Genomic DNA, 25,604 nt, shown 5'->3' with positions numbered 1-25,604 from the left:
CGAACCACGATCAGTGGACGACGGACCCTCACGAAGGACCGCACGAAGGACCGCACGAAGGATGAGGTGGACCATGACACCGCCGGTCGAAAAGGTCTCGCAGTCCGCGCTGGACGGCTCCCGTACCCGCGTCGTACTGCTGCTTGAGGTCGAGGACGGCGCCGAGCAGCGTCTGCTCGAAGCGTACGACCAGATGTGTCAGCGGGTGGCGGCCGTCCCGGGCCACATCAGCGACCAGCTGTGCCAGTCGATCGAGAACCCCTCGCAGTGGCTGATCACGAGCGAGTGGGAGAGCGCGCTGACCTTCCTGGCCTGGGTGGACAGCCCGGCGCACCTGGAGATGGTCGAGCCGCTGCACGGCTGCGTACGCGACACCCGGTCCCTGCGCTTCGGCGTGCTGCGCGAGACCGCCGAGCGCACCAGCGCCGGCGGCACCCTGCAGACCACCCCGCGCATCGGTGACGGGATGGTCCGGCACGCGATCACCTTCACCGTGAAGCCGGGCAGCGAGGCCGCGGTCGCCGAGATCCTGGCCGGCTACAGCTCGCCGCAGGCGCGGGTGGACGACACGACCTCGCTGCGCCGGACCTCGCTCTTCATGCACGGCAACCGGGTCGTACGGGCCGTCGAGGTGCACGGCGAGCTGGTGAAGGCGCTGCGCCACGTCGCGGAGCAGCCCGAGGTGCGGGCGGTCGAGGAGGCCATCAACCCGTACCTCGAGGTGGACCGGGACCTGAGCGACCCGCACTCGGCCCGGGAGTTCTTCACCCGGGCCGCGCTGCCGGCCGTGCACCATGTGGCGGCGCGCGCCGACGGACACTCCCCGGACCTGCGGCGGCACGCGCTGTTCTACCCCACGAAGGAGGGCTGCGGCCAGGCGCTGGCGCGGCTGCTGGCCCGCCAGGACGAGAGCGCGGTCGACGACCCGAAGAGCCCGATCGCGGGCAGCACGGTCTTCCTGCGCGAGCACGAGGACATCGTCGTACGCCTGGTGGACCTGCGGGTGCCCATCGAGGAGGCACCGCTGGCCGCCGTGGGCGCCGAGGGACCGCACAGGACGGGCGTCCTGGCCCGGCTGCTCGCCGAGGGCGTGGACCTGACGGACGCGCAGGGCATCAAGCGCTTCCTCACCGACTACGACATGCGGCTCGTCACCGACCGCCGGGCACCAGGGGATTGATCTGTCTCACACCACCCCGCAGGCACCGGCTGAGGAGGAGGCAACCATGGCTAGGACTTCCCGGAGCTCCATACGCCGGGTGGCGGTCACCGGGGCCGGTGTCGTCGCCCCCGGCGGGGTCGGGGTTCCCGCCTTCTGGGAACTGCTGACCGCAGGTCGTACGGCGACCCGCGGCATCACCCTCTTCGACCCCGCCGGCTTCCGTTCGCGGATCGCCGCCGAGTGCGACTTCGACCCGGTCGCACACGGGCTCACCCCGGCCGACACCGAACGGGCCGACCGCTACGTGCAGTTCGCGCTGGCGGCGGCCGCCGAGGCGGTCCGCGATTCCGGGCTCGACCTGGACCTCGTGGACCCCTGGCGGCTCGGCGTCTCGCTCGGCACCGCGGTCGGCGGCACCACCCGCCTGGAGCACGACTACGTACGCGTCAGCGAGCGCGGCGCCCACTGGGACGTCGACCCTCGGCAGGCGGGCCGGCATCTGCACCGGGCCTTCGCGCCCAGCGCGCTGGCCTCCGAGATCGCCGAACGGCACGGCGCGCGCGGCCCGGTGCAGACCGTCTCCACCGGTTGTACGTCCGGCCTCGACGCGGTCGGCTACGCCTTCCACACCATCGAGGAGGGCCGCGCCGACATCGTGCTGGCCGGCGCCTCGGACTCGCCGATCTCCCCGATCACGGTGGCCTGCTTCGACGCCATCAAGGCGACCTCCGCCAACAACGACGACCCGGCCCACGCCTCCCGCCCCTTCGACGCCAACCGTGACGGCTTCGTCATGGGCGAGGGCGGCGCGGTGCTCGTCCTGGAGGAGCTGGAGCACGCCAGGGCCCGGGGCGCGACCGTCTACTGCGAGGTCATGGGCTATGCCACGTACGGAAACGCCTACCACATGACGGGGCTGACCTCCGAGGGCCTGGAGATGTCCGAGGCCATCGACCGCGCCCTCGACCACGCCCGCCTCAACGCCGGGGACATCGACTACGTCAACGCCCACGGCTCCGGCACCAAGCAGAACGACCGCCACGAGACGGCCGCCGTCAAGCGCTCCCTCGGCGCGCACGCCTACTCGACGCCCATGAGTTCCATCAAATCCATGGTGGGCCACTCGCTGGGCGCGATCGGCGCGATCGAGCTGGCCGCCTGCACCCTGGCCCTGGCCAACGGCGTGGTGCCGCCGACCGCCAACTACGAGACCCCGGACCCGGAGTGCGACCTCGACTACGTGCCTCGCACGGCCCGGGAGATGAAGCTGCGGACGGTCCTGTCGGTGGGCAGCGGATTCGGCGGCTTCCAGTCCGCCGTCGTACTCAACCGATCGGAGGGGTCATGAACAGGCAGGCCGTCATCACCGGCATCGGGGTCGTCGCGCCCAACGGCATCGGCACCGACGCCTTCTGGAAGGCGACCCGCGAAGGCGTCAGCGTCCTGGACCGGGTCACCCGGAAGGGCTGCGAGGGCCTGCCGCTGCGGGTCGCGGGCGAGGTGCACGGCTTTGACGCGGCGTCGGCCATCGAGGAGCGCTTCGTCGTCCAGACCGACCGCTTCACGCACTTCGCGATGGCCGCCGCAGACCTGGCACTGGCCGACGCCCGGCTGAGTACGGATCCCGACGAACCCTTCGCCGTGGGTGTGGTCACCGCCGCCGGGTCCGGTGGCGGTGAGTTCGGTCAGCGCGAGCTCCAGCGGCTGTGGGGCCAGGGGCCGCGCTTTGTGGGCCCGTACCAGTCCATCGCCTGGTTCTACGCGGCCAGTACGGGCCAGATCTCCATCCGGGGCGGCTTCAAGGGCCCCTGCGGGGTCGTCGCCAGCGACGAGGCGGGCGGCCTCGACGCCATCGCCCACGCGTGCCGCAACCTGCACCGCGACACCGGCACCGACGCGGTCGTCGTGGGCGCCGCCGAGGCCCCGCTCGCGCCGTACTCCGCCGTCTGCCAGCTCGGCTACGCGGAACTGAGCCTCGCCGCCGAAGCCGACCGGGCCTATCTGCCCTTCACCGCCCACGCCTGCGGATTCGTACCGGCGGAGGGCGGCGCGATGCTGGTGGTCGAAGCCCTGGACCACGCCCTGGCGCGCGGCGCCGAACCTCGCGCCGTGCTCGCCGGACACGCCGCCACCTTCACCGGGCCCTCGCGGTGGGCGGAGTCCCGGGAGGGGCTGGTCCGGGCGATCCGCGGGGCCCTGGACGAGGCCGGGTGCGTGCCGGCCGACATCGATGTCGTCTTCGCCGACGCGCTGGGCACCCCGGACGCCGACCTCGCCGAGGCACAGGCCATCTCCGACGTCTTCGGCCCCCACGGCGTCCCCGTCACCGCCCCCAAGACCGGCACCGGCCGCGCCTACTGCGGCAGCCCGCTCCTCGATACGGCCGCCGCCGTACTCGCCATAGAGCACGGCACCGTACCGCCGACCCCCCAGGTCACCGAGGTCCGCGACGACCTCGGCCTCGACCTGGTCACCGGCCGGGCGCGTAGCGCTCGACTGCGTACCGCGCTGGTCCTCAGCCGCGGCCTCATGGGCTCCAACGCGGCCCTCGTAGTGAAGGAGTACACCCCGTGAGCAACGATCAGATCATCCAGGCACTGACCTACGACGAACTGGCCTCACTCATGAAGTCCAGCGCCGGCATCACCGTCGACCCCCAGCACCTCACCGCCTCCCCCGACACCCCCTTCGCCGAGTACGGCCTCGACTCGCTCGGCCTGCTCGGCATCGTCGGCGAACTGGAGAACCGCCGCGGGGTGGCCATCACCGGCGAGGCCGACTCCTGCAAGACCCCCGGCTCCTTCATGGAAGTCGTCAACGGCTCGCTGAAGGCAGGTGTCATATGATCGACGAGACCCACAGCAGCCCACGCGTGCACCGCGCCTACCGCACGCTCATCGTCGCCCGTATGAAGCCCGACTCCGCCGCCGACATCGCGGAGATCTTCGCCGCCTCCGACCGCGGCGACCTCCCCGGCCTCATCGGGGTCCGGGGCCGCAGCCTCTTCCACTTCGGCGACGACCTCTATCTGCACCTGGTCGAGGCCGACCACCCGCCGGGCCCCGAAGTCGCCCGCCACAAGGGCCACCCCGACTTCCGCGACATCAGCGATCGCCTCGCCGCCTTCGTCCAGCCGTACGACCCCCTGACCTGGAGCGAACCCAAGGACGCGATGGCGGTGGAGTTCTACCGCTGGGAGCGGGAGTCGGACGGGGACCGCTGATGGCGATCACCGACGAACGCCCGCCGCCCCCACCGGAGTCCGAAGAGCCTCCCTGGGTCCGGTGCGAGCGCTGCGCCGCCCTCGTCTACGGCAAGCGCCTCGCCCGGGCCCTCCACGTCTGCCCCGAATGCGGCGCCCACGGCCGCCTCACCGCCCGGCAGCGCCTCGACCGGCTCCTCGACCCCGGCTCGGCCGTCGCCCTGGACACGGGGGGCGGCGTACGGGCGTTGCACGATCCGCTCGGCTTCACCGACACCCAGCCGTACCCCGACCGGCTCCGCGCCGCCCGCGCCGCCACCGGGCTCGACGAGGCCGTCCTCTGCGTCCGCGGCACCATCGAGGAACGGCCCCTCGTCGTCGCCGCGATGGACTTCCGCTTCCTCGGCGGCAGCCTCGGCTGCGCGGTCGGCGCCCACATCACGGAAGCCGCCCACACCGCCCTCCGCCTGCGGGTCCCCCTGCTCCTGGTCACCGCCTCGGGCGGCGCCCGCATGCAGGAGGGCGCCCTCTCCCTCATGCAGATGGCCAAGACCGCCCAAGCCCTCGCCGAACTCGACGAGGCCGGCATCCTCACCCTCTCCCTCATCACCGACCCCACCTACGGCGGCGTCGCCGCCTCCTACGCCACCCTCCCCGACGTCATCCTCGCCGAGCCCTCCGCCCGCCTCGGCTTCGCCGGCCCCCGCGTCATCCAACAAACCACCGGCCAATCCCTCCCCGAGGGCTTCCAAACCGCCGAATTCCTCCTCGCCCACGGCCTCATCGACGACGTAGTGCCCCGCCCGGCGCTGCGAGCGACCCTGGGCAGGTTGCTGCGGGCGGTTGATTCCCCCACCCCGCCCCTTCCCGAAACCGGGCTCTCCCCCAAACCTTCGTTTGGGAGGTTCCCCCACCCGGACCCGCTGGGGCCCCACCCCAGACCCTCCCCCAGCCTGGCGGCTGGGAGGTGCCCCCAGTCCTCAAACGCCGGACGGGCTGGTTCCACCGGGTTGTGGGAGAACGTTCCGCAAGGCGAGCGAAGCGAGATGGGGGCACCCGAAACCACACACCGGCCCGAGGGCGCAGACGGCTCCGCCGCCTGGGCGACCGTGCGCCTCGCCCGGCACCCGCACCGGCCCACCGCCGCGGACTACGCCGCCCTCCTGCTGGACGACTTCCAGCCCCTGCACGGCGACCGCCTCACCGCCGACTGCCCAGCAATAATCGGCGGTCCCGGCCGCCTCGCCGGGCGCCCGCTCATGCTGGTCGGCCACCACAAGGGCGGCCCCGGCCTCCCCGCGCGCCAGGCGCATCACTTCGGGATGGCGACGCCGCCGGGATACCGCAAAGCGGCGAGGCTGATGCGGCTGGCCGCCAAGCTCGGCCTGCCGGTGCTGACGCTGATCGACACACCCGGCGCCAACCCCGGCCCGGACGCGGAAAGCGGGGGCCAGGCCTTCGCCATCGCGGAGAACCTGCGGCTGATGTCCCGCCTCCCCGTGCCGATCGTGGCGGTGATCACCGGCGAGGGCGGCAGCGGCGGCGCCCTCGCCCTGGCAGTCGCCGACCGGGTCCTGGTCAGCGAGAACGGCGTCTACTCGGTCATCAGCCCCGAAGGCTGCGCCGCCATCCTGTGGAAGGACCCCGCCGCCGCCCCCGCCGCCGCCGCGGCGCTCCGTCTCGACGCCCGCGACCTCTCCCGCCTCGGCATCGTCGACGGCAGCGTCCCCGAACCGCCCGGCGGCGCCCACCAGGACCACACCGCAGCCGCCGCGCTCCTCGGCGAAGCCGTCACCGCGGCCTTCGAAGACCTGCTCCCGTACGAGCCCGATCAGCTGCTGCGCGACCGCCGGGACCGTTTCCACCGCTTCGGACTGGAAGAGGAAGCACCGTGACACTCAACAGCGACAAGAAGACGGACCACAGCCCCGCCAAGGGGCTCAACGGCGAAAGCCGCTCCGCCCCACCGCCCGCGCAGGCCGTCCTGGACTCGGTTTGCCGCAGCGCGACCGAGCTCGCCAGGGCCGTGCCGAAGCCGCCGCAGCGGATCCGGCTCCAGTACGGCCAGACCTCCGTCGAGGTCGAGTGGCCTTCCGAGTCGGCCGAGGCTGCACCGCAACCCGCCGCACAATCCGCCGCCGACCCCGGCGCACAGCAGGCGCACTCGGCGCAGGAAGCGCAGACCCCCCGGGGCACGCACTACCTCTGCGCCCCCACTGTCGGCACCTTCTACCACTCCCCCGAGCCCGACGCGCCGCCGTACGTCGCCGTGGGCGACCTGGTCCGTCCCGGCCAGCCCGTCGGCGTACTGGAGGTCATGAAGATGATGAGCACGGTGGAGGCCGACGCGGCGGGCCGGGTCGTGGAGATCCTCGTCCCGGACGCGCATTCCGTCGAATACCAGCAGCGGCTGCTTGCCCTGGAGCCGGTCGAGGAGGGATGACCGCCGTGTTCTCCACCGTCCTGATCGCCAACCGTGGCGAAATCGCCCTCCGCGTCGCCCGCGCCTGCCACGAGCTCGGTATCCGCACGGTGGCCGTCCACTCCACCGCGGACCGCGACTCCGCCGTCGTACGCCTGGCCGACGAGGCCGTCCACATCGGGCCGCCCCCGGCCAAGGCCAGCTATCTCAACATTCCCGCCATCATCGAAGCCGCCCACCGCACCGGCGCCCAGGCCGTCCACCCCGGCTACGGCTTCCTCTCCGAGGACCCCGACTTCGCCGAGATCTGCGCCGACAACGGCCTCACCTTCATCGGTCCGCCGCCCGACGTCATCAGCCGCCTCGGCGACAAGGCCGCCTGCCGCGCCCTCATGGCCGAAGCCGGCCTACCCGTACTCCCCGGCACGAACGGCCCGCTCGCCTCCCCCGCCGACGCCAAGGAGGCCGCCCAGCAGGCCGGTTACCCCGTCATCCTCAAGGCCGTCGCCGGTGGCGGCGGTCGCGGCATGGCCGTCGTACGCGACCCCGACCAACTCCTCACCGCCTACGCCGACACCCGCGCCCACGCCCGCGCCGTCTTCGGGGACGACCGCCTCTACCTTGAGCGGTACGTCGACCACGCCCGCCACGTCGAGGTCCAGATCCTCTGCGACCGGCACGGCACCGCCCTCCACCTCGGCGAACGCGACTGCTCCGTCCAGCGCCGCCACCAAAAGCTCATCGAGGAGTCCCCGGCGCCCTCGCTCCCGCCACGCCTGCGCGCCGCCATGTGCGAGGCCGCGGTGCGGGGCGCGCTCGCGGTCGGCTACGAAGGTGCCGGCACCTTCGAGTTCGTCCTGACCCCCGACCACGACTTCTACCTCATGGAGGTCAACTGCCGCCTCCAGGTCGAGCACCCGGTCACCGAACTCGTCACCGGCATCGACCTCGTCCGCGAGCAGATCCTCATCGCCGCCGGCCTCCCCCTCGCCTTCGGCCAATCCGACATCACCCCCCGCGGCGTCGCCATCGAATGCCGCCTCAACGCGGAAGACCCCGCCCGCGACTTCGCCCCCACCCCCGGCCTCCTCACCGAATTCACCCCTCCCGGCGGCCCCTTCGTCCGCGTCGACACCCACGCCTTCCCCGGCTGGCGCATCGGCCCCGACTACGACTCCCTCCTCGCCAAAATCTGCGTCTGGGCCCCCAACCGCGACCGCGCCCTCGCCCGGGCCGACCGCGCCCTCGCCGAATTCCGCGTCGCGGGCGACGGCGTCCACACCACTGCCGACTTCCTCCGCACGGTGCTGGCGCATCCTGCGTTCCGGGCGGCGGCACACACGACGGGGCTCGTCGGCGAACTCTGACGCCGCCGGGTTGGGGGTAGACCGCTCGCCTCAGGCAAGCGGCCTACCCCCAACCCGGCGGGAAGGGGTCCAGGGACGGGGTGGGAAACGGAACCGCCCTCAGCCCACCACGGAGTGGAAGGCGTGGAGGTAGGCGTTGACCGGGGTGACGGCGTCGACCCGAAGGCCGGCCTCGGCCATGAGCCCGCCCAGGCTGTCGCGGGTGTGCTTCTGACCGCCGACGTTGAGAAGAAGCATCAAGTCCATCGAGGTCGTGAACCGCATCGACGGCGTGTCGTCGACAAGGTTCTCGATGACGATGACCCGCGCACCCGGCCCGGCCGCCGCCACGGCGTTTCGGAGGGTGCACCGCGTGCTCTCGTCGTCCCACTCCAGGATGTTCTTGATGATGTACATGTCGGCCCGCACCGGAATCGCCTCCCGGCAGTCACCCGGCAGGAGCCGCACCCGCCCGGACAGGGCGCCGCCGTCCCGGAGGCGGGGGTCGGCGCCGGCGACGACCTTGGGGAGGTCGAGGAGGGTGCCGCGGACGCCGGGGTGACGTTCGAGGAGCGCGGCGAGGACGTGGCCCTGGCCGCCGCCGATGTCGGCGACTTCGCCGACGCCGGTCAGGTCGAGCAGCTCCGCGATGTCCTCGGCCGACTGGCGGCTGGAATGGGTCATCGCCCGGTCGAAGATGTGGGCGCTGTCCCCGGCGTCGTCGTGGAGGTAGTCGAAGAACTCCTTGCCGTACAGCTCGCGGAAGATGTTGCGCCCCGAGCGCACCGCCTCGTCCAGTCGGGGCCAGGCCTGCCAGGTCCAGGGCTCGGTGCACCAGAGGGCGATGTAGTGGAGGCTGTTGGGGGCGTCGACGCGGAGCATGCGCGACATGTCCGTATGGGCGAAGCGGCCGTCGGGCAGTTCCTCGAAGACGCCGTACGAGGAGAGGGCCCGGAGCAGCCGCGCCAGCGGCCGGGGCTCGGTGTGCACGGCGGCGGCCAGCTCGTCGGGCGTGGCCGGGGCCTCGCCGAGGGCGTCGGCGACGCCGAGCCGGGCGATGGCACGTACGGCGGCGGCGCAGGCGGCCCCGAAGACCAGCTCGCGGAGCCGCATGGCGCCCTGGGCGCCCGGAGCGGCGGCGGCCGGGGCGCCCTGCCGGGGAGCAGCGGTATCGGTCATAGCGCCGCGCACCGCCCTGTCGGTTCGGAGGCGCGGCAGGAGTTGCCGCTGAAGGTGTTGCCGGCGCCGGTGTCGCGGTCGGCCAGGTCGGCCGGGGCGTTGCCCTGGACGATGTTCTGGCGGATGGTGTTGCCGGAGTTGGCGACCCCGACGTTGCTGCGGAAGAGGACGACGCCGCCGGACATGGGCGAGGTCCCGGCGTTGCCGAGCACCTGGTTGCCCGTCACGAGGGTGTTCTCGGCGCCGGTGAGGAGGATGCCGACGCCCTGGATGAAGGGCAGGCGGCCGTTGGGCTTGCAGTACTTGTTGTTCTCGGCGACCAGGTTTCCCCGGACCGTGAGCGAGCCCGCCCGGGGGACGCCTTCGTCGCCCACGACGAACACGCCACCGCAGTTGTCGGTGATCCGGTTGTTCTCGACGACCATGTTCCGTACCCGGCGCAGGACGACGCCGACCCGGTTGCCGGTCAGGCGGTTGTCCCGTACGACGGCGCCCTGGGTATCGAGGGCGCCGCCCTCGCTGTCGACGGTGTTGGCGAGGAGGATGCCCGACTCGCCGTTGTTCTCGGAATCATTGTTCCGGAAGGTGCCGTGTACGGACTTCTCCAGACTGATGCCCTGTTGGCCGTTGTCGCGGGCGGTCACTTGCCGGACCTCGATGCGGTCGGCCCAGGTGGCGTTGACGCCGTTCTTCTTGAAGCCGACGACGCTGAACTCCCGCAGCCGTACATCGCTCGCCTCGTGATCAGCCGTCCCGGTGACGCAGAGGCCATGCCCGGCCACCGCGCACGCGTTCTCGGTGCCGGCCGCGCTCGGCGCGATAACTGTCCCCGGCCCGGAGCCCGTCAACGTCAACCGGGGCACCGTCACCTGGACGCTGCCCCGGTAGACGCCGGGTTCCACGGAGACGACGTCCCCGGGTTTCGCCCGGTCAACCGCCGCCTGGATGGACTCCCCCGGCCGTACGACGATCCGATCCGCCGCATGAGCGGCCATGGGGACGACGTTGACCAGACCCAGAACAACGGTGGCCGCGACTGGGCCCGCCCATCGTGGTGGCATGCCGCACCTGCCTTCCGGCGGCATACCGAGGCTACGAATTGATCACAGAGCCGCCGAAAAGGACGCTAAGTGTGATCTTCAGCCCTCGCCACTCGCGACCAGCACCATGAGTGCTCCCGAGTCGTCCCGGACCACGGCCTGCCGCCCGTACGGCGCGGGTGCTGCCGGCACCACCACGGCGCCGCCGCCCTGTTCAGCCTTGCGCGCCGCCCCGTCCGCGTCGTCCACCGAGAAGTAGGTGTTCCAGTACGAGGGGGTGCCCGCGGGGATGTATGACGGCTGGCCGGCGATACCGCCGACCGGGCGGCCGTCGACTTTGATCATCGCGTATTCGCTCGACGGGTCGGAGGGGTCGGCCACGACCTCGTACTCGTAGCCGAAGACGTGTCCGTAGAACTCCCGCGCGGCGAGGGGATCCGTCGAGAGGTTGTCGTTCCAGGTGAAGGCGCCGGGCTCGTTCGCCAGGCCCGAGCCCAGGTGGCCTCGGCCCTGCCACAGCCCGAACATCGCGCCGGCCGGGTCGTTGGCGATGGCCATCCGGCCCTGGTCCATGACGTCCATCGGTTCCATGAGGAGGGCGCCGCCCGCGTCCAGGATCTTCTGCGCCGTCCCGTCGGCGTCGTCGGTCCACAGATACGTCATCCAGGCGCTCTGCGCGGGCCAGTCGGGTTGCTGCTCCATGATCCCGCCGACCGTCTTCCCCTTGAGGATGGCCAGTTGGTAGTGGCCGCTCTCCTCACCGGTGTCGACGTAGTCCCAGCCGAAGAGCGCGGCGTAGAAGTCCTTGGCCCGGCCCACGTCCGGGGTGCCCAGGTCCACCCAGCAGGGCACGCCGTCCCTGTATCCGGTCATCTCCGCCATGATCACCCTCCAGAGGGTGCGTACGGCCCCTACGGCCAGCCTTGACCCGGCGCCCCGCTCAGGCAACCGCTGCGCCCATCTCCGCCAGCTCGGCGTGCGCCGCCTCCGCCAGCCGTCCCAGGTCAGCGGCGGCCTGGCCGTCGCCGACCAGCCCGAGGTGGACCCGGCCCCGGTACGTGGTCATGGCCACCGCCAGCGACTGCCCCCGGGCCAGCGGGGCGAGCGGATACACCTCCAGCAGCGGGCAGCCGCCCACCGTGAAGCCCAGGTCCGGCACGGGGACGCTGGTCACCAGGATGTCGAAGAGCAGCCGCACCGCGTGCCCGGCCAGCGGCGCGCCCAGCCGGCTGGCCATCGGCAGCATGTAGTCGGTCAGCAGGGCCACCGCGCCCGCGCCACGCCCCGGGCCGGCCTCCTTGTTACGGTCCATCACCTTCCGTACGGCGCACAGCCGCGCCAGCGGGTCGGGCTCCGCCACCGGCAGCTCCGCCAGGTAGCCCGACAGCTGGTTCCCCGCCGCCCGCCGCCCGTCGGAGCGGCGCCGGGCCACCGGCACCAGCGCGCGGGGCGCGACCCGGGTCACGTCCTCCCCGCGCTCGCTCATCCAGCGCCGCAGCATGCCGGCCACCATCGCGATGAGCACGTCGTTGACCGTGCCCCCGGCCGTCTTGCGGATCCGCTGGATGGCGTCCAGCTCCAGCACGGCGGTCGCCAACTGCCGCGACCCGCTGGACGGCGCCGCCAGCGCCGGCACCGTACGCGCCCCCAGCGACGCCCGTGCCAACGACACCCCGATCCCCAGCGCCTGCCCGGCCTCCCCCACCGCGGCCCCGACCCGCGACCGCACCGCTCCCGCCAGCCACCACAGATCCTGCACCGGGATCGCCGGCGCCTCGCCACCCTTCCGCCCCGTCCGCGGCGCCGTCAGCCGCGACAGGCTCGGGCTTTCGTCGAACAGCACCGCCCCCAGCGACACCGCCCGCAGCCCGTCGGCCAGCGCGTGATGGATCTTCAGCAGTACGGAGAAGGGCGCGTCCTCCGTCGCCCCCTCGATCACATGGATCTCCCACGGCGGCCGCCCCCGCCGCAGCGGACGCTCCATCAGCTCACCCAGCAGCTCCGGCGAATCCCGGTGCAGATACACATGCCGCCGCACCTCGAAGTGATCGTCCTGCACCCACGCCGCCCCACCCGGCGGCATCCACACATCCCGCACCCTCATCCGCATCCGCGACACCCCCGCCGCCCGCCCCGCCAGCAGCTCCGCCACCTCCCGCGCCCCCACCCCACCCACAGGAGCCAGCACCGCCAGCGCAGCCAGATGCAGCGGATGGTCCGGCGACTCCGCATGCCAGAACGCAAGATCAAGTGGGCTCAGCTGCTCATTGGCCATGCATCAGTGAACTGGTTGCGGACCGCTACGGTCAAGCACGCTCGCCATTACGTACCGTTACCAAGGAGTACGTAAACTGCCCGAAAGGTGCACGAAACCTTCGGGACCCGTGGCGGCCCCTGGCACGCCGGGGCCCCTCAGCTTGGTCGGCGGCTGGACCCGCGCCTGCCGGGTAACCGCCCAGCATCCGCAGGAACTGGATCACTGGCTGGCCCAACTCGGCGTCCTGCTCGGCCGATTTCTCGGCCGTCCGTAGCCCGGGTAGACGAGGTCCTTGTCGATGGCTGGGCCTTGCGAGCGGAGGCGCAGGTCCCCGGGGTCGGCGCACTGCCACCAGCCGGCTGAGCACGAGGCCGCCCGTTCAGCCCCCGCTCTCTGTGATCGGGCGGCTTGTCCGGTTGTGGGGTTCAGGCCGTTGGCAGTGGTTTTGGTTTTGCCGTCACCAGCCGCGGCCGCCGCTGTTGTGGACGAGCGCCAGGGCGGTCGTTGTCAGTATCAGCCACCGGACTGGGGGACATTTAGGCAGTAGTGCTGCCGTGGCCCAGGCGGCGGCTGAGTACCAGGGCATCGACCAGGGGGCCGCCAGGATCCAGGCGAGGGTGACCGCGAACGGTGCCGTCATGGTCAGCGGGGTTTGTGGGGAGATCCGGTGGTGGATCAGCCAGAACAGGGCGAGCGTCAGGATGGGCCAGATGATGCTGATGGCGGTGTTGGTTGCGGCTTGGCCGAGGGCGGTCTGACTGACTTGCTGGAAGGGGATCCACAGTGAGGGCACGGAGATCAGATGGGAGGCTGCCGAGAGTGGGGCGAGTGCGTGCAGCCCGTATGGTCCGTAACCACCGGCAACGACCAGAGCCCAGGTCAGCGCTTGTCGGGTGACTCGCCCCCAGGCACGATCGCGCACCAATGGCACCATCAGGGCCAGGCCGGGAAGGGCCGCGCTGATCTTGATGCCGCAGGCCAGCCCGATGAGCAGCCCGACGATCAGGTCGTGGCGCGGCCTGGTGGTGCGGCCGGCGTAGTGGACGGCGCAGACCACGAGGGCGGCCACAGCGGTGTCCAGATGGCCGCCTGCGACCAGCACCATAACCAGCAGGGGATTGGCGACCCACAGCAAGCCGGCGCGGACCGGGTCGCCGGCCGTGCGCATCAGGAAGTACCCGGTGGCAAGAAACACCGCACCGTTGGCGAGCATCAGCAGCCAGATGGTCAGCCAGGGCCGACCGCCGCCGATGTGGGCGGCAGCCGATTGCATCCAGGTCGCGACCGGCCCGTACACCGAGGGCGTCTGGAGCCAGGAGGGGCTGACCAGATGTAGGTAGGCCCCGCCGAGTTGCGCGGGTGTGGTCACGTACGGGTCGCCGCCAAGGGCGGCGATCCGGCCATAGGCGGCGTAGCTTGCTGTATCGGAGGAGCCGACCGGTGTCAGGCTGGTGACGACGGCCACCGTGACGGCGCCGACGGCGAACAGCTTTCGGGGGCTGGGGTGCCAGCCTCGGCTGTGCGCCTCCAGCAGGCCCGCCAGCCCCAGACACGACAGTGCGATGGAGGCAATGGTCAATGGGATGGAGGCGACCGCCGGCATAGGGCTCAGCAGGGGCAACGGGACGGGCGCCACGAGGGTGTTGAGGTTGGGCGCGCTGGCTCCTACAAGGACCAGAAGGACGATGCCGGCCGCCGATACGGATGTGGCAACCCTCGGACGGCTGAACACGCCGCAGCACAGCCAGTAGAGCAGTGCCAAGTCCAGTGAGCTGGGGGAGGCCGTCGTCGCCCGCATGGGCCCAGTGCGTTGGGCGACCGTCACATGTGATGACTGGGTGCTTTCCGGATCATCTCCGCGTTGCGTACCGACCCCGACTCTCACCGGACGGCCGTCAGGGTGAGGCAGGGGATCGGTGCTTGGTCGTCGGTCGTCACGGTCGCTCTCTGAGTCACATGCGAGGGGATGGGGAGTCACGCGCCGAGGCGGGACGGCCGAACTCGTTGCGCAGATGACCGCAGCGGGATCACGCTCGGCCACACCGGGAGTGCGATTTCCGAGGCAGCACGAACGGCTGCGAACGCCTTGCGCGTGGTACTGCCGGCCTGCTCTGCGGCCCTGACGAATCCGGAACTACGCCAACCGCGGGGTCGAGCCGGCAGTAAGGCGATGCTGTTCCCCGCAGCACCTGGAAGAGACGAGCACAGGCCATCGCTGCCAGGCCGCGCGACGATGCCGGATGGGGGCACCACCATCTCCGCACCGCCTCCTACGTCCACTGGCATCCGGATGGCCCATGAGCGGGGCGCAACCATGACCAAACTACTGCATGCATGTAAACCCAATTGCTGTCGCCCGACACGGCTGCGCAACGCTGCCGGCCACGGCCGGGGTCGCGCCGCGAGTGGTGATGGAGATCCTCGGACACAGCCAGATCAGCCTCACCATGGATGCGTACACCCACGTGGCGCAGGACACGCAGCGCGAGGCCATCAGCCATATGGACCGGCTGCTCAGGCGCCGCCTCGATCGCGGGTGAACCGTGGGTGACCGCCCCGGTTGATGTCATCCGTAGGTGTCAGACGCCCCGGACCGATCATGGTCCGGGGCGTTCCGACTGTTCAGGGAGAGAGCCGCCTGTCGGATTCGAACCGACGACCTTCGCTTTACAAGAGCCACTAGCGTCTCCCCTGTCTGTGATGATCCTCACCCGATTTCACCGTTCTGGCTGGTCAGAGCGATCCGGCCTTCCGGCCCCGTTGGATCGTTCCCTACCTTTACCCGGCCTTCCGTTCCCATGACGTTCCCATGGAGGCCCCCGCTGACCCGTGGGAACGAGGGCGGGAGAGTCGGCCGAGGTCAGCTGCGGTCGTCGAAGCGGTGAGCAGCGCAGATCCTTTGGGGGCGACAAAGGCCCCACCCCCCATCAGGGGGCGGGGCCTTCGGCCGTCTACGCGGGCCGTCCATGGCCGCTGAGCACAGGTTAGCGGCTCGGGCTGAGCTGCGGGACCAGTCCGTACAGGACGCTCGGGCGGATCTCCGGCTGGCCGACGTAGCCGCAGGCGTGCGGGCACGGCACCCACTTCCAGGCCTCGCCCATCCCGCCACGGCCGATTACCGTGTCCAACCGGTACCACTCCGCCACCAGCACCCGCATACCACCCTCGATTCGGACCAGTCAGCCCGACGGGCCGCAGGCCCAACTTCCCCCGCCCCGGCCATCAGGCACACGGAGAGTAACGCGGTCAGCGTACAGACCGCCGGGCGCACCGCCGGCCGGGCAGCAGGTTGCGAGCGGGAAGCCCCGGTCGTCCGCCACGGGGGGGGAGGCGGACGACCGGGGCTGCCATGTGCCGCACCAGGATGCGGCCCCGCCCCGACCGGCATTTCCCCCCACGGGAACGCCAGACCGGGACAGAAACTCGCCCACGGTCGGGGGGCCGGGGCGAAGGACGGTCACTGCCTGAGCAGCGCGTCCATCTATTCAGCGCCGCCGGGCCCCGAAGTGTCACACCTGGCAGCGGCGATTTCTGAAAAATCGCATCGCTCGATGCCCTCGCCGCGGCCGCCCCTCTGTCGGTCCCGACCAGGGTTCTGCCCCGTCGTCCGGTTCTGGGTGGTCACCACCCACCCCTCCACCTGTCGGGGGACGGCGCGATCGACTTCCGCCGGTTTCCGGTCGCAGGGGGTGACGCGGTGGGCGGCCAGGGCGGCGAGGTCGTCGTCGCGGGTGCCGTGGACGTAGGAGCGCAGGTCGTGGTGGAGGTGGTCGAGGAGCTGGCGGGGCGGGGCTGAGGCCCATGGGCGGATGCGCTGGGTGAGGGGGTAGAAGGTCCCGGTGCGGTCGCGGGTCTCGCTGACGCCGTCGGTGAACAGCAGCAGGCGGTCGCCGGTGGCGAAGGGAATGGTGTCCACCTGGTAGTGGTCGCCGAGGAGGTCGGCCATGTTGATCGGTGGTGACGGCGCGCTGGGTTCCACCTCGCGCACTTCGCCGCGGTGCAGCAGCAATGGCGCGGGGTGCCCGCAGTTGAGCACGCGGGCGATGGGTTCCCCGGCGGGGATCTCGACCAGCACGACGGTGACGAAACGCTCCACCGCGCCGTCGGGGACGTTCAGGCAGTACTGGCTCATGACGGTCTCCAGCTGGCGTGCCAGGGACGGCAGGTCGGGCGCGGCATGCACGTGTACCCGGAACGTGCTGAGGATGACCGAGGCGGCTTCGACGGCGGGAAGTCCCTTGCCGCGCACGTCGCCGATGATCAGCCGTACCCCGTGCGGGGTCTGCATCGCGTCGTAGAAGTCGCCGCCGATGCGGGCCTGCGCGGCGGCGGCCTGGTAGAGCACCTCGACGTCGATGTGCGCGAGGTGCTGCGGGGGCGGGCGCAGCAGCACCTGCTGCGCGGTCTCCGCCACGGCGCGGACCTGGGCGAGGGTGTGCTCCCGGTGCTGGCGTACCCGGCTTGCGTAGGTGGCGGCCAGGGTGATGGCCGTGATCGCGAGCAGGGTGAAATTGGCCGGTGTCCGGCCCAGGTCGTGGTTGGCGGCGGAGAGGGCGACGCTGACCGTCAGGGCAAGCAGTCCGATGCCCAGCGTGCCGGCCATGGAGAACATGGCGGCGGCCAGCGCCGGCGCGGCCCCGAGCAGCCGGTAGAACTGCAGGTTGGGGGTGAGCAGGGCCGCCACCGCGATCAGCCCGATCACCAGCAGCGGAGTGAGGAGAGCCAGCTCGAACGGCCGGCCCTCCTCCTGCATCCGCCGGCAGAGCCCCTTGGGGGCGGCGATCACCCACCCGGGCGACCGAACGGTTGTGCTGCGGCTTGCGCTGGGCTCCCTGACTTGCCCCAATGTTTTTGTCCTTTAGGTGGAGACGGCTCGTAGACGCCAGTTTGCAGACATAACTGACTAGATTATGCCTAATGCTTGAATGAGGTTGATATGACCCAACTCTCAAGTGACGGGCTTCACGTGCGACTAGCTATGGATCATGGGGGTTGCACTGCGTGATGACGGTTATCGCCGCTCTCTCGGACGATGTGCTGTGCCCGTGGCACACGCCTCGGGCGCGCGCGGCAGCACCCGCTGAGGCACACTCGACCTGAGGCCCCGCCGCATCCCCCCCAGCGGCGGGGCTTCGCCGCGTCACGACGCCGTCACGCCCCTTCCCACGCGTGCGCCGCTCGGGCAGCCTGGGGCGACTGATCACCGCGAACCGCCCGGGGGCCATGTACCAACCACCACAGCCGCAGAGACAGGTCGTCAAGCGCGGCGCCAACCACGGCCTACACATCGTCCTGACGATCCTCACGTGCGGGATCTGGGCCATCACGGGCTGGCCGATCGCCGCCGCCATGGGCCGCAAGACCGTGATCCAGAGCTACCCGCAGCAGCAGCCCTACCCGCCGCAGCAGTACCCGCCCACGGCCTACCCGCCGCAGGGCCAGTACGGGCCGCCGCAGCCGCCGTATGGGCAGCAGCAGCCGCCCGGATACGGATACCCGCCGCAACAGCCTCCGGGACCGTGGCGGCCGTAGCTGCGTCATGGACGCATGCGCACCCAGCAGCCCCGCCTCGTCGACGCCCTGGCCGCCGCCATGCAGGCGCGCCGCGCGCCGGACGTCCTTGGCGCGCGGCTAGACCGTGCAAGCCTGTTCCAGCCGCGCGGTGAGGACCTCCACAAGCGCCGGAACGATGGTCAGCAGCACAAACGACGCCGACTCAGGCACTACGGAGTCTTACGGCTCAACGCGGTGAGCGTCGCACCTTTGTCAGGCGGGCGAAGTGAAGCCTCCGGAGGGCTGGTCATCGCTGTATCCGCAGACCCAGGCCAAGGCATCGTGGACCCCCTGGACATAGTCACGCGGGACCGTGCGCAGGGTCTGGTCCGCCAACTGCATCACGCTGGCGTCGATCTCCCCCGTGAGTTGCCCCAGGTTCGGAGTGCCGTGACGGTGAGAGCCGGTGACCGGAGCGGACGTGCCGCGGCCCAACGCCCACACGTAGCCGGTCAAAGCACCTCGGGAGAACTGCGTCTGCGTCTGGGGCGCCGCCGCCACCGCCTCCAGCGCATCGTGCGCCCGCTCGACGTCGACCTGCGGTCGCACGCCAACCAGATCGGAGACTTTCCGGGATACGAGGGGGTCCGCCATACCAGGACGTCTAGCCGTTCTGCCGCCATACATGCCGGGCGGGGCCCGCGATTCCAATGGTTGGTGGCCAGTTGCTCGCGCTAGCCGCTGTCATTTCCATGATCGGAAGAAATTCGGCCTACACGCCGGTACCGCGATGGTGCGCTTCGGACGCAATCTCGTGCCGCTCACTGCCCCACTTCATCATGATCGCGGTGTGTACCGTCGCACTGGACGGGGGACGTGTCGGGCCAAGGGCATGCGCGAGAACCATCCGGGACCAGACGCGGATGATCTCCGGCTCCACCGGCCCCGGCAGGTCCGACGGCGCGGACGGCGGCGGAAGTCGCCGCGGAGCGGCTGGGACCAGGGCGGCGGCGACGCGCAGGAACGCGGCCATGCCCTTGGCTACCAGCACGGCGAGCCCGTGCTGCGGGCCACCGGCCGCGTCACGGAGCCGCTCGTACTGCTCGACGCCTGCGGCAACTGCCGCTTCAGGAACGGGTTATGGGCTCCTCGGGATCGCTCGGCTCACGCCGCCGGGCCAGGGCCCGCTCGAGGGAACGCGGATGGACCGGGAACCCGAACTCCTCTTGAACCCTGGCCGCCAGGTCGCGGGATTTCAGGGACGGCTCGGCGGCCAGCCAGTCCTCGACGCGGTCCATCACCGGGCCGGTGAGCTTGCGCGGGCCCTTCGGCCCGGGCTTGCCAGCAGCCAGGGCGCTCGGCCCGCCGGTGTCCAGGGCGGCGGCGACCTCATAGAATGCCTGCCGGCAGTAACCGAACGCTCTCGCGGCTTCGGTGACCGGCACCCCGTCGATGCGGACCCGGCGCACCATCTCGTACTTGACCTGCACGACGTCTCTGGGGTCGCAGAACCGCGAGGCCAGGAACACGGCATCGGTCACCTTCTCCGGGTGCGGGTTCAGCGACCTGGTCGCCACCAACGCCGCCACCTTCGGGTCTGCTGCCGCCGTCGCCATCAGGTCGCCTCCCTGCCGGAATCCCTGTCACCAGGTTCGCGCCGACACCGGCTGCCGCCAAGACTGCTTACGGGGCGCGCGGGAGCAAACCAGCAGGTGGAATGCGCTCCTGCTGGCTCATCCCGCGCGCCTCACCATCAGAAGGACACCGATGGCGGCGTGGATCAGACGACGCTCACGGCGCCAACCCGCCGACAGCCCCGGACTTGAGGGAGTCCAGGAGATCCGCGACGGCCAGCAGATCCGCAATGCGGAACGGGCAACGTCCGGCTGCCATCACCACGAACGGGTCCACGGGATCGATATCGGTCCACGCCGCAGGCAGCGAGGCCACCGCCCCGTCCTCGCCGACGACCGAGACCCGGTCCTCGTCCCAGGCCAGACGCCGGTCCACGAACGCGAACTCACGCCCGAACCACGGGTGGAACCGGTGCGTGACCCTCACGAACCCGGGCGGAGCGACCCGATCCGGTGCAGTCGACGACTCGGTCCAACGCCCACGCCGAAAGGGCCATACGCACGGTCCGGGCCGAGTGCGCCGACCGGTTACTGATCTACAACGAACAACACCTGAGGCACGTCCTCGCCGAATACGCCGAGCACTACAACACCGGCCGACCCCACCGCGCCCTGCAACTCCGCTCTCCCGGCGATGACCCAAACGTCATCCCCTTCCCCGCACAACGCATCCAGCGCCACAACATCCTCAACGGACTCATCCACGAGTACCGCAACGCCCCGTGAGGAAGACCAGCGAAGCTGACAGACGCCCAGGTCAGCGCATGCGCACGACTTTTGGAACCCCACAGGCTGCCAGGGTGAACCGGATGTGGAGCGAGTTGAAGGGAGCCGAGGTAGCGGAGGTCGAGCTGCCGATTCCCGGCTACGGCGAGCTGACCGGCATCGACGTCACCTACCGGCTGCCGCGCCTGGCCCAGGTCGAGCTGGCCACGATCGAGGGCTATGAGCGGGCCCATACGGGCCGTTCCACGATCCTGAACAAGATCGCGGACCTGCGCGGGAGCGAGCCCTGGCCCGGTTACGACTCCATGAAGGCCGACGAGATCCGCACCCTGATGCACGTGGCCGACGCCGACCTCGCCCGGCAGGTGCTCGACAAGGCGGGTTTGTGCTCGGCAAACTGCCGGCCGGGCGCCGGGTCTGAGTCCCGGTTCGCGGCGCCGGCTTCCGCAGGCCGGGACCGGCCGCGCTGCGGGTGAAGCGGGTCAGGGCCGCGGTGGCGCGGTGGCCTGGTGCGGGATCTGGGTGGTGTCGAACGTGCCGTTGGCGATTTCGCGGGCCAGCTGGCCGAGCTGGTGGTGGTGGGCGCGGGCGTAGGAGCGGAAGGCGGCGAACGCCTCGTCGACTGAGACGTGCCAGCGTTCCGCGAGGATGCCCTTGGCCTGTTCCAGGACGATGCGGCTGGTCAGCGCGTATTGGAGTTGGCCGCGTTCCAGCTCGCTGTGGGCCAGCGTGCGCTGCTGGAGGATGGCGATGGTGGCCACGTCCGCCAGGGCCTGGGCCAAGGTGATGTCCTGGTCGCGCAGTGGGTCGGGGTCGCTTTGGAACAGGGCCAGGACGCCGATGACCCGGCCGCGCAGCCGCAGCGGCAGCGTGTTGGTGGCCACGAATCCGGTCTCGGCGGCGCGGGCGGCGAACGCGGGCCAGGCGGCGGTGACCTTCGGGTCGGTGAGGTTGATGTTGGTGCGGGCGGCTCCGCTCTTGTAGCAGTCCACGCACGGGCCCTGGTCGTGCTGCAGGGCGAAGAGCTCCAGCAGCCGGGTGTGCTCGTCGGAGGCTGCCATGGTCTGCAGGATGTCGTGCTGGTCGGCCAGCAGCACGCCGACCGCCGCCACGTCCAGGAGTTCCATGCAGCGCACCGAGAGCTGCTGAAGGAAGTCGATGAGGTCGAAGTCGTCGATCAGGGAGTCGGCGACTTCCACGAAGACCTCGGTCATGCGTTGCTCGCGGGTCATGGCGATCAGTCCTTGTCTACGGTGGGCGGAGGGGTGCCGTTGCCGTTGGGGTCCAGCCGCAGCCGGCGGTCCACCACGTCCTGCGAGATGTCGGTGATGGAATGCCCGCTGCTGTAGGCGTGGGCCCGCAGCCGCAGCAGAGCTTGGGGCAGGGGCAGGGCGAGCTGGACGCTCACCATGCCCGTCGCCTGGTGGATCACCGCGTGCTGCAGGGTGTGCGGGGAGTCGGCGGGGGAAGGCCCGTCCAGGCGTGGTTCACCGCTGCCCAGGCAGCGGGCGGTGAGCGAGTCGGCCAGCAGCACAGCGTCGTCGGCCTGCTGGGCGGTCAGCGCACCCGGGGTGCGGCGCACCGCAGTCAGGACGCCGACCCTGATGGCGCCGATGCCCATCGGGAAGCAGAACACCGCGCGGGCCGACAGATCGGGGGCCTCCATCGCCAGGGCGGGCCAGCGGGCCATGCGGACGGTGGCCAGGTCCGGCACCGACACCATGGTGCCGGTGCGTGCCGCGTCGAGGCCCGGCCCCTCTCCGAGGGTGAGCTGCAGGTCCTCGAAGTGGCGCGTGGTGGCGTCGGAGCACCACAGGAGCTCGGTCAGGTCGCCCTCGGTGACCAGGGAGACGGCGAGGCCGTCCACGCCCAACGCTTCGGCGCCCGCCGCGGTGACGTCCGCGACCCCGTCGGACCAGTCGTCGAGCTGCAGCAGACGCAGGACCCCGACCATGCGGTCACTGATCACCCGCGACCACCGCGGGCCGTGCTCACGAGGCCAGCGCTTGGGACACGACGGCCGGGGCCGTGCGTGAGGGGAGGAAGCTCAGCTTCCCGGGGCTGGCCGTGCACGAGGAAGCCGGTGCCGGTGAGGTCCAGGAGACGGGTCAGCATCGGACACGGATGGTGCAGACACAGCAATCCCCCGGCGGTGGCCGTGCGCTCGGCAGCGGCCAGGAAGGTATTGAGGCCGCTGACATCGCAGAAGGTCAAAAGGGTCAGGTCGATGTCGATGGTGCGGATTCCGCCTCGCAGACAGTCCTCGATCATCACGCACACCGGTGGCGCCGTGTCCATGTCGAGCTCACCCGCCAGGGTGATCGTCGTGTGGTTTCCTCGGTCGTGCCGGTAGAGGTTCAAGCTGAGCAGAACAGGCATAGCGCCTCAGTTCTTGTGACCACCTGGTGCAGCGCCAGCGGGCCGGCTTCCCGGTCCCGCCTGGCACGCATCCCCTGCGGTCGGACGCCTGGACAGGTCAGGCGAAGCACACCGGTCCGGCAACCCGCGCAGGGCTGTGAACGAAAACCGGCTTCGCCTCGAAGGTAGTGCCCGAGGCGGTCGGACGAATCGTCCGCTCCCCACAGGCACCTGCACTACAACCGCGCTTGCCACGCCGGGGTCCGGGACGTCCATCGAAGCATAGCCCCCACGCATACCCCGGTCATCGATTCCTAGTGCTGGATACCTCAAGCGTCCGTGGCACACGAGCAGGACGGATGATTAATCGGCACCCGCAAAGTCGGCGACGACGGGTACGCCGGTCGGCGGGCGAGTTTCTCGCGGAGGCCTCCCAGGGCGCCCGCGGCGCGCGGAGCTGACGCCCACCATCCGGGCGACTGCGTCGTGGGAGGTGAAGCCCGGGCTGGGCGACGACCCCAGAAGCGGAATATTTGCTACGCCAATGGCCGCGGAGACTTTCACTGGCTGATACCGGCCCAAAACAACCATGACCGACGATATGCTGAACTCATGTTCGAATGGCCTCACCGTGCCGGGGCAGACGACCAGGGATGTCCACCAAGGATCACCTGCGCGAACAACGGACCCTCACCCCGAACGAACTGCTCCGCCGTCTCACCGCCGTGCTGCGGCACCCCTGGCGTTACCTGCGCACCATCGGAAGGCCGACCGCCCAGACCGCCAAGGTCACCGTGGCATGCGCGCTCTCCTGGCAACTCGCCTCCTGGCTGCTCGGCTCCGACCACCACCCGGTACTGGCCCCACTGACCGCGCTGTTCACCGTCCAGCTGACCATCTACGGCACCCTGCGGCACGCCGGCCGGCAGATCGCCGGCGTGCTGATCGGGGTGGCGGTCGCCCTGCTGTTCTTCCAGCAGTTCGGCGTGAACTGGCTCACCGTCGGCGGCGCGGTCGGGACCTGCCTGACCGCGGGCCGGCTGCTCCGACTCGGCGCCCAGGCGCACGAGGTCCCCACCACCGTGCTGCTGGTGGTCGGCTCCGGCGCGTCGTACGGCACGAGCCGGTTCCTGGACACCCTGATCGGGGCGGGGGTGGGCATCGCGGTGAACCTGCTGGTCTCCCCGAACCACCTGCGGCGGGCGGGTCGCAGCGTCCGGTCCGCCAGCGACGCGCTGGCCACGACCGTACGCTCGATGGCGACCGGGCTGGCCGGCGAGTGGACCGCGGAACAGGCCCAGGACTGGCTCTCGCAGTCGCACCGGGCGGCGGCCGAACTGGACCTAGCCAGGTCCGAGGTGGGCGACGCCGCCGAGGGGGTACGGCTCAACCCGCGCCGGCTCAAGCGAGCGATCACCGCGACCCCGTTGGTGGAGGCGGTGCTCTGCCTCAGCCATGTCTGCGACCAGGTGCAGGCGATGGCCCGCGGGCTGTACGACCTGGCGGCCGGCGACCGGGTCCTGCCCGGCCCGCCATCGGAGGAAGCGGAGGAGGGCGAGGGGTCCGGGGCGGACGGCCGGTCCGGTCGGCGGGAGGTCCTGCTGCCGCTCGGGCACCTGCTGGCCCGCACCGGGGACTGCCTGGAGGCCTTCGGCCGGGTGCACACCGGCCGAGCCGACCTGGAGGAGCCGGTCAGGGCGCTGTGCGAGGCGATCGACTGGGCGCACGAACGGCACGCCGAGGCCGCCCGTGCCCTCACCCCGGGGCCCGACACCCCCGCGACGCTTTGGCCGCTCTACGGCACCCTGCTCGACGAGGCGCACCGGATCCTGCGCGAGCTCGACCCCGAGCATGGCCCGCACCGGCAGTCCATCCATCCGCAGCCGGACCGGATCCCGCTACCCCAACGATGACCAGCCGTCATGACGGGGAGGACAGCACGTTGTCACTGCTGCTCGGCCGGCGGGACGATCGGCTCGGCCTGGTGCTGCTCGCGTAGTCGGCTCTGGGCCACGATCAACTGGCTGCGGATCTGCGTCGTGTAGGCGCGGGTGATGACCTCCTCGATGTCGTCGGGGTTGGTCCCGCGCGCCTGCGCCAGCTTGTCCAGGTGCTCGACCAGGTAGGCCGTGTCCTTGTCGGCGCCGTCGAGCAGCTGCTCGATGCTCAGTTCGCCCAGCTTCGCCATCGTCTTGTCCTCGTTTCGTGTCTGCCGGTCGGTGGGTGGGTCAGAGGGTGCGGCGGACCATGCGCTGTTGGGCGGGGTCCCAGTCGCACTCCATGTAGAGGCGGTTGATGTCGGGGAGGGGTTCGAGGTCGGGGCTGGCGTCGGGGCCGGGCTTGATGAGGAAGCCGTACTCGAAGCACTCGGCGTCGCCGGGCCACAGGCCGGTCCAGACGGTGTTGCAGCGGATGCCGCCGTGGCCGCAGCCGAGGCGCTGCAGGCCGGTGTCGGCGCAGCGGGCGACGTCGCAGCCGTGGAGGTGGAGGCGGCCGGGGCGGACCGCGCAGTCGGGGCATGGAGTGAGCTTGGGTTCGGGCTTGGGATCGGTGTCGGGTTCGGTGGCCATGGGTGTCCTCTCGGTGTGGGCCGGGCCGCCCACCTGGTGGGGTGGGCGGCCCGGGTGGTGGTGGGTCAGGAGGTGGCGGGCTTGGTGGTGGTGCGCTTGCGGGAGGGCCGGGCGGGCTTGACCTTGGGCTCGCCGGCGGGGGCCGCGGGGTCGGGCTTGGCGGGGGCGCGCTTGCGGGCGGGGCGCGGCTTGGGCTCGCCGGCGGTGGGGTCGGG

The 25,604-nt window shown here is 71.0% G+C and carries 28 protein-coding genes and 1 pseudogene; 13 read left to right on the top strand and 16 right to left on the bottom strand.

Annotation, left to right across the window (positions count from 1 at the left end; translation table 11 throughout):
• Positions 1-73: 73 nt before the first annotated feature.
• The 8 genes from EFK10_RS36380 to EFK10_RS36345 are packed head-to-tail and all read left to right on the top strand — an operon-like array spanning position 74 to position 8,153.
• Positions 74-1,180 carry a SchA/CurD-like domain-containing protein gene (locus EFK10_RS36380; protein WP_127359912.1) on the top strand — a complete coding sequence of 369 codons (1,107 nt, stop codon included), beginning with the start codon at positions 74-76 and terminating at the stop codon, positions 1,178-1,180.
• Positions 1,181-1,226: 46 nt separating this feature from the next.
• Positions 1,227-2,510: a beta-ketoacyl-[acyl-carrier-protein] synthase family protein gene (locus EFK10_RS36375; RefSeq protein WP_127359911.1), complete on the top strand. Its 1,284-nt coding sequence runs from the start codon at positions 1,227-1,229 to the stop codon at positions 2,508-2,510.
• Positions 2,507-3,736 (top strand): ketosynthase chain-length factor, encoded by a 1,230-nt coding sequence (locus tag EFK10_RS36370; RefSeq protein ID WP_127359910.1) that lies wholly within the window; start codon positions 2,507-2,509, stop codon positions 3,734-3,736. Before EFK10_RS36375 ends, EFK10_RS36370 begins: the two co-directional genes overlap by 4 nt.
• Before the next feature lie 11 nt (positions 3,737-3,747).
• Positions 3,748-4,008 carry an acyl carrier protein gene (locus tag EFK10_RS36365; protein WP_206305733.1) on the top strand — a complete coding sequence of 87 codons (261 nt, stop codon included), beginning with the start codon at positions 3,748-3,750 and terminating at the stop codon, positions 4,006-4,008.
• Positions 4,005-4,385 (top strand): TcmI family type II polyketide cyclase, encoded by a 381-nt coding sequence (locus tag EFK10_RS36360; RefSeq protein ID WP_127359909.1) that lies wholly within the window; start codon positions 4,005-4,007, stop codon positions 4,383-4,385. The genes EFK10_RS36365 and EFK10_RS36360 overlap by 4 nt, the downstream gene beginning before the upstream one ends.
• Complete coding sequence (accD, locus tag EFK10_RS36355; protein ID WP_127359908.1) at positions 4,385-6,259, top strand: acetyl-CoA carboxylase, carboxyltransferase subunit beta; 1,875 nt, start codon at positions 4,385-4,387, stop codon at positions 6,257-6,259. Before EFK10_RS36360 ends, accD begins: the two co-directional genes overlap by 1 nt.
• Positions 6,256-6,807 (top strand): acetyl-CoA carboxylase biotin carboxyl carrier protein, encoded by a 552-nt coding sequence (locus tag EFK10_RS36350; protein ID WP_127359907.1) that lies wholly within the window; start codon positions 6,256-6,258, stop codon positions 6,805-6,807. Before accD ends, EFK10_RS36350 begins: the two co-directional genes overlap by 4 nt.
• Positions 6,808-6,812: 5 nt before the next feature.
• Positions 6,813-8,153 (top strand): acetyl-CoA carboxylase biotin carboxylase subunit, encoded by a 1,341-nt coding sequence (locus EFK10_RS36345; protein ID WP_127359961.1) that lies wholly within the window; start codon positions 6,813-6,815, stop codon positions 8,151-8,153.
• 99 nt (positions 8,154-8,252) lie between these two features.
• Here EFK10_RS36345 and EFK10_RS36340 read toward each other — a convergent pair whose 3' ends face one another.
• The 5 genes from EFK10_RS36340 to EFK10_RS36320 form a co-directional block, all read right to left on the bottom strand.
• Positions 8,253-9,311, bottom strand: coding sequence for a methyltransferase (locus tag EFK10_RS36340; RefSeq protein ID WP_127359906.1), 1,059 nt, complete (start codon positions 9,309-9,311; stop codon positions 8,253-8,255).
• Entirely contained in the window at positions 9,308-10,306 is a 999-nt protein-coding gene (locus EFK10_RS36335; RefSeq protein WP_240677688.1) for a right-handed parallel beta-helix repeat-containing protein, read from the bottom strand. The genes EFK10_RS36340 and EFK10_RS36335 overlap by 4 nt, the downstream gene beginning before the upstream one ends.
• A 144-nt stretch (positions 10,307-10,450) precedes the next feature.
• The gene (locus EFK10_RS36330; protein ID WP_164836292.1) at positions 10,451-11,224 is read right to left on the bottom strand and encodes a VOC family protein; all 774 of its coding nucleotides are present in this window, start codon (positions 11,222-11,224) and stop codon (positions 10,451-10,453) included.
• A 67-nt stretch (positions 11,225-11,291) separates the two neighbouring features.
• Positions 11,292-12,626: a wax ester/triacylglycerol synthase family O-acyltransferase gene (locus EFK10_RS36325; protein WP_127359903.1), complete on the bottom strand. Its 1,335-nt coding sequence runs from the start codon at positions 12,624-12,626 to the stop codon at positions 11,292-11,294.
• A gap of 439 nt (positions 12,627-13,065) precedes the next feature.
• A complete protein-coding gene (locus tag EFK10_RS36320) occupies positions 13,066-14,406 on the bottom strand; it encodes a putative hexosyltransferase (RefSeq protein ID WP_127359902.1) in 1,341 nt (446 codons plus the stop codon).
• Between the two features lie 556 nt (positions 14,407-14,962).
• Between EFK10_RS36320 and EFK10_RS36315 the strand changes: the two are divergent.
• Positions 14,963-15,148 (top strand): annotated as a pseudogene (locus tag EFK10_RS36315) (tyrosine-type recombinase/integrase); the annotation flags it as partial.
• Positions 15,149-15,592: 444 nt separating this feature from the next.
• Here the strand turns inward: EFK10_RS36315 and EFK10_RS48060 are convergent.
• Both EFK10_RS48060 and EFK10_RS36310 read right to left on the bottom strand, forming a co-directional pair.
• A complete protein-coding gene (locus EFK10_RS48060; protein ID WP_164836291.1) occupies positions 15,593-15,766 on the bottom strand; it encodes a hypothetical protein in 174 nt (57 codons plus the stop codon).
• A 323-nt stretch (positions 15,767-16,089) separates the two neighbouring features.
• Entirely contained in the window at positions 16,090-17,394 is a 1,305-nt protein-coding gene (locus EFK10_RS36310) for a PP2C family protein-serine/threonine phosphatase (RefSeq protein WP_240677687.1), read from the bottom strand.
• 383 nt (positions 17,395-17,777) lie between these two features.
• On the opposite strand from EFK10_RS36310, the gene EFK10_RS36305 reads away from it, so the two are divergent.
• Positions 17,778-18,140 carry a hypothetical protein gene (locus EFK10_RS36305; protein WP_127359901.1) on the top strand — a complete coding sequence of 121 codons (363 nt, stop codon included), beginning with the start codon at positions 17,778-17,780 and terminating at the stop codon, positions 18,138-18,140.
• Between the two features lie 234 nt (positions 18,141-18,374).
• On the opposite strand, the gene EFK10_RS36300 is transcribed toward EFK10_RS36305, so the two are convergent.
• From EFK10_RS36300 to EFK10_RS36285, 4 genes are all read right to left on the bottom strand, one after another.
• Complete coding sequence (locus EFK10_RS36300) at positions 18,375-18,755, bottom strand: hypothetical protein (RefSeq protein WP_127359900.1); 381 nt, start codon at positions 18,753-18,755, stop codon at positions 18,375-18,377.
• A 118-nt stretch (positions 18,756-18,873) separates the two neighbouring features.
• A complete protein-coding gene (locus EFK10_RS36295) occupies positions 18,874-19,152 on the bottom strand; it encodes a hypothetical protein (protein WP_127359899.1) in 279 nt (92 codons plus the stop codon).
• 76 nt (positions 19,153-19,228) lie between these two features.
• Positions 19,229-19,717 carry a helix-turn-helix domain-containing protein gene (locus EFK10_RS36290; RefSeq protein ID WP_127359898.1) on the bottom strand — a complete coding sequence of 163 codons (489 nt, stop codon included), beginning with the start codon at positions 19,715-19,717 and terminating at the stop codon, positions 19,229-19,231.
• Between the two features lie 175 nt (positions 19,718-19,892).
• Positions 19,893-20,162 (bottom strand): DUF5372 family protein, encoded by a 270-nt coding sequence (locus EFK10_RS36285; RefSeq protein WP_127359897.1) that lies wholly within the window; start codon positions 20,160-20,162, stop codon positions 19,893-19,895.
• 26 nt (positions 20,163-20,188) lie between these two features.
• On the opposite strand from EFK10_RS36285, the gene EFK10_RS36280 reads away from it, so the two are divergent.
• Together EFK10_RS36280 and EFK10_RS36275 are read left to right on the top strand one after the other, a co-directional pair.
• Positions 20,189-20,461, top strand: coding sequence for an integrase core domain-containing protein (locus EFK10_RS36280; RefSeq protein ID WP_127359896.1), 273 nt, complete (start codon positions 20,189-20,191; stop codon positions 20,459-20,461).
• 83 nt (positions 20,462-20,544) lie between these two features.
• Complete coding sequence (locus EFK10_RS36275) at positions 20,545-20,937, top strand: hypothetical protein (RefSeq protein WP_127359895.1); 393 nt, start codon at positions 20,545-20,547, stop codon at positions 20,935-20,937.
• A 6-nt stretch (positions 20,938-20,943) separates the two neighbouring features.
• Here EFK10_RS36275 and EFK10_RS36270 read toward each other — a convergent pair whose 3' ends face one another.
• From EFK10_RS36270 to EFK10_RS36260, 3 genes are read right to left on the bottom strand one after another with little or no spacing between them, the layout of a single operon-like run.
• Positions 20,944-21,693: an ANTAR domain-containing protein gene (locus tag EFK10_RS36270; protein WP_164836290.1), complete on the bottom strand. Its 750-nt coding sequence runs from the start codon at positions 21,691-21,693 to the stop codon at positions 20,944-20,946.
• A 5-nt stretch (positions 21,694-21,698) separates the two neighbouring features.
• Entirely contained in the window at positions 21,699-22,430 is a 732-nt protein-coding gene (locus tag EFK10_RS36265; protein ID WP_127359893.1) for a GAF domain-containing protein, read from the bottom strand.
• A complete protein-coding gene (locus tag EFK10_RS36260) occupies positions 22,427-22,840 on the bottom strand; it encodes an STAS domain-containing protein (protein WP_127359892.1) in 414 nt (137 codons plus the stop codon). Before EFK10_RS36260 ends, EFK10_RS36265 begins: the two co-directional genes overlap by 4 nt.
• 632 nt (positions 22,841-23,472) lie before the next feature.
• On the opposite strand from EFK10_RS36260, the gene EFK10_RS36255 reads away from it, so the two are divergent.
• Positions 23,473-24,732 carry an FUSC family protein gene (locus tag EFK10_RS36255; protein ID WP_164836289.1) on the top strand — a complete coding sequence of 420 codons (1,260 nt, stop codon included), beginning with the start codon at positions 23,473-23,475 and terminating at the stop codon, positions 24,730-24,732.
• Between the two features lie 32 nt (positions 24,733-24,764).
• Here the strand turns inward: EFK10_RS36255 and EFK10_RS36250 are convergent, their stop codons facing one another.
• Complete coding sequence (locus tag EFK10_RS36250; RefSeq protein WP_127359890.1) at positions 24,765-25,007, bottom strand: hypothetical protein; 243 nt, start codon at positions 25,005-25,007, stop codon at positions 24,765-24,767.
• Between the two features lie 40 nt (positions 25,008-25,047).
• Positions 25,048-25,389: a hypothetical protein gene (locus EFK10_RS36245; RefSeq protein ID WP_127359889.1), complete on the bottom strand. Its 342-nt coding sequence runs from the start codon at positions 25,387-25,389 to the stop codon at positions 25,048-25,050.
• Between the last annotated feature and the right edge of the window lie 215 nt (positions 25,390-25,604).

Origin of the sequence: Streptomyces soli, assembly GCF_003999195.1 — a bacterium.
Classification (GTDB): Bacteria; Actinomycetota; Actinomycetes; order Streptomycetales; family Streptomycetaceae; genus Actinacidiphila; species Actinacidiphila soli.
The sequence above is the reverse complement of the archived record's forward strand: the minus strand, read 5'-3'. Positions and strand labels throughout refer to the sequence as shown.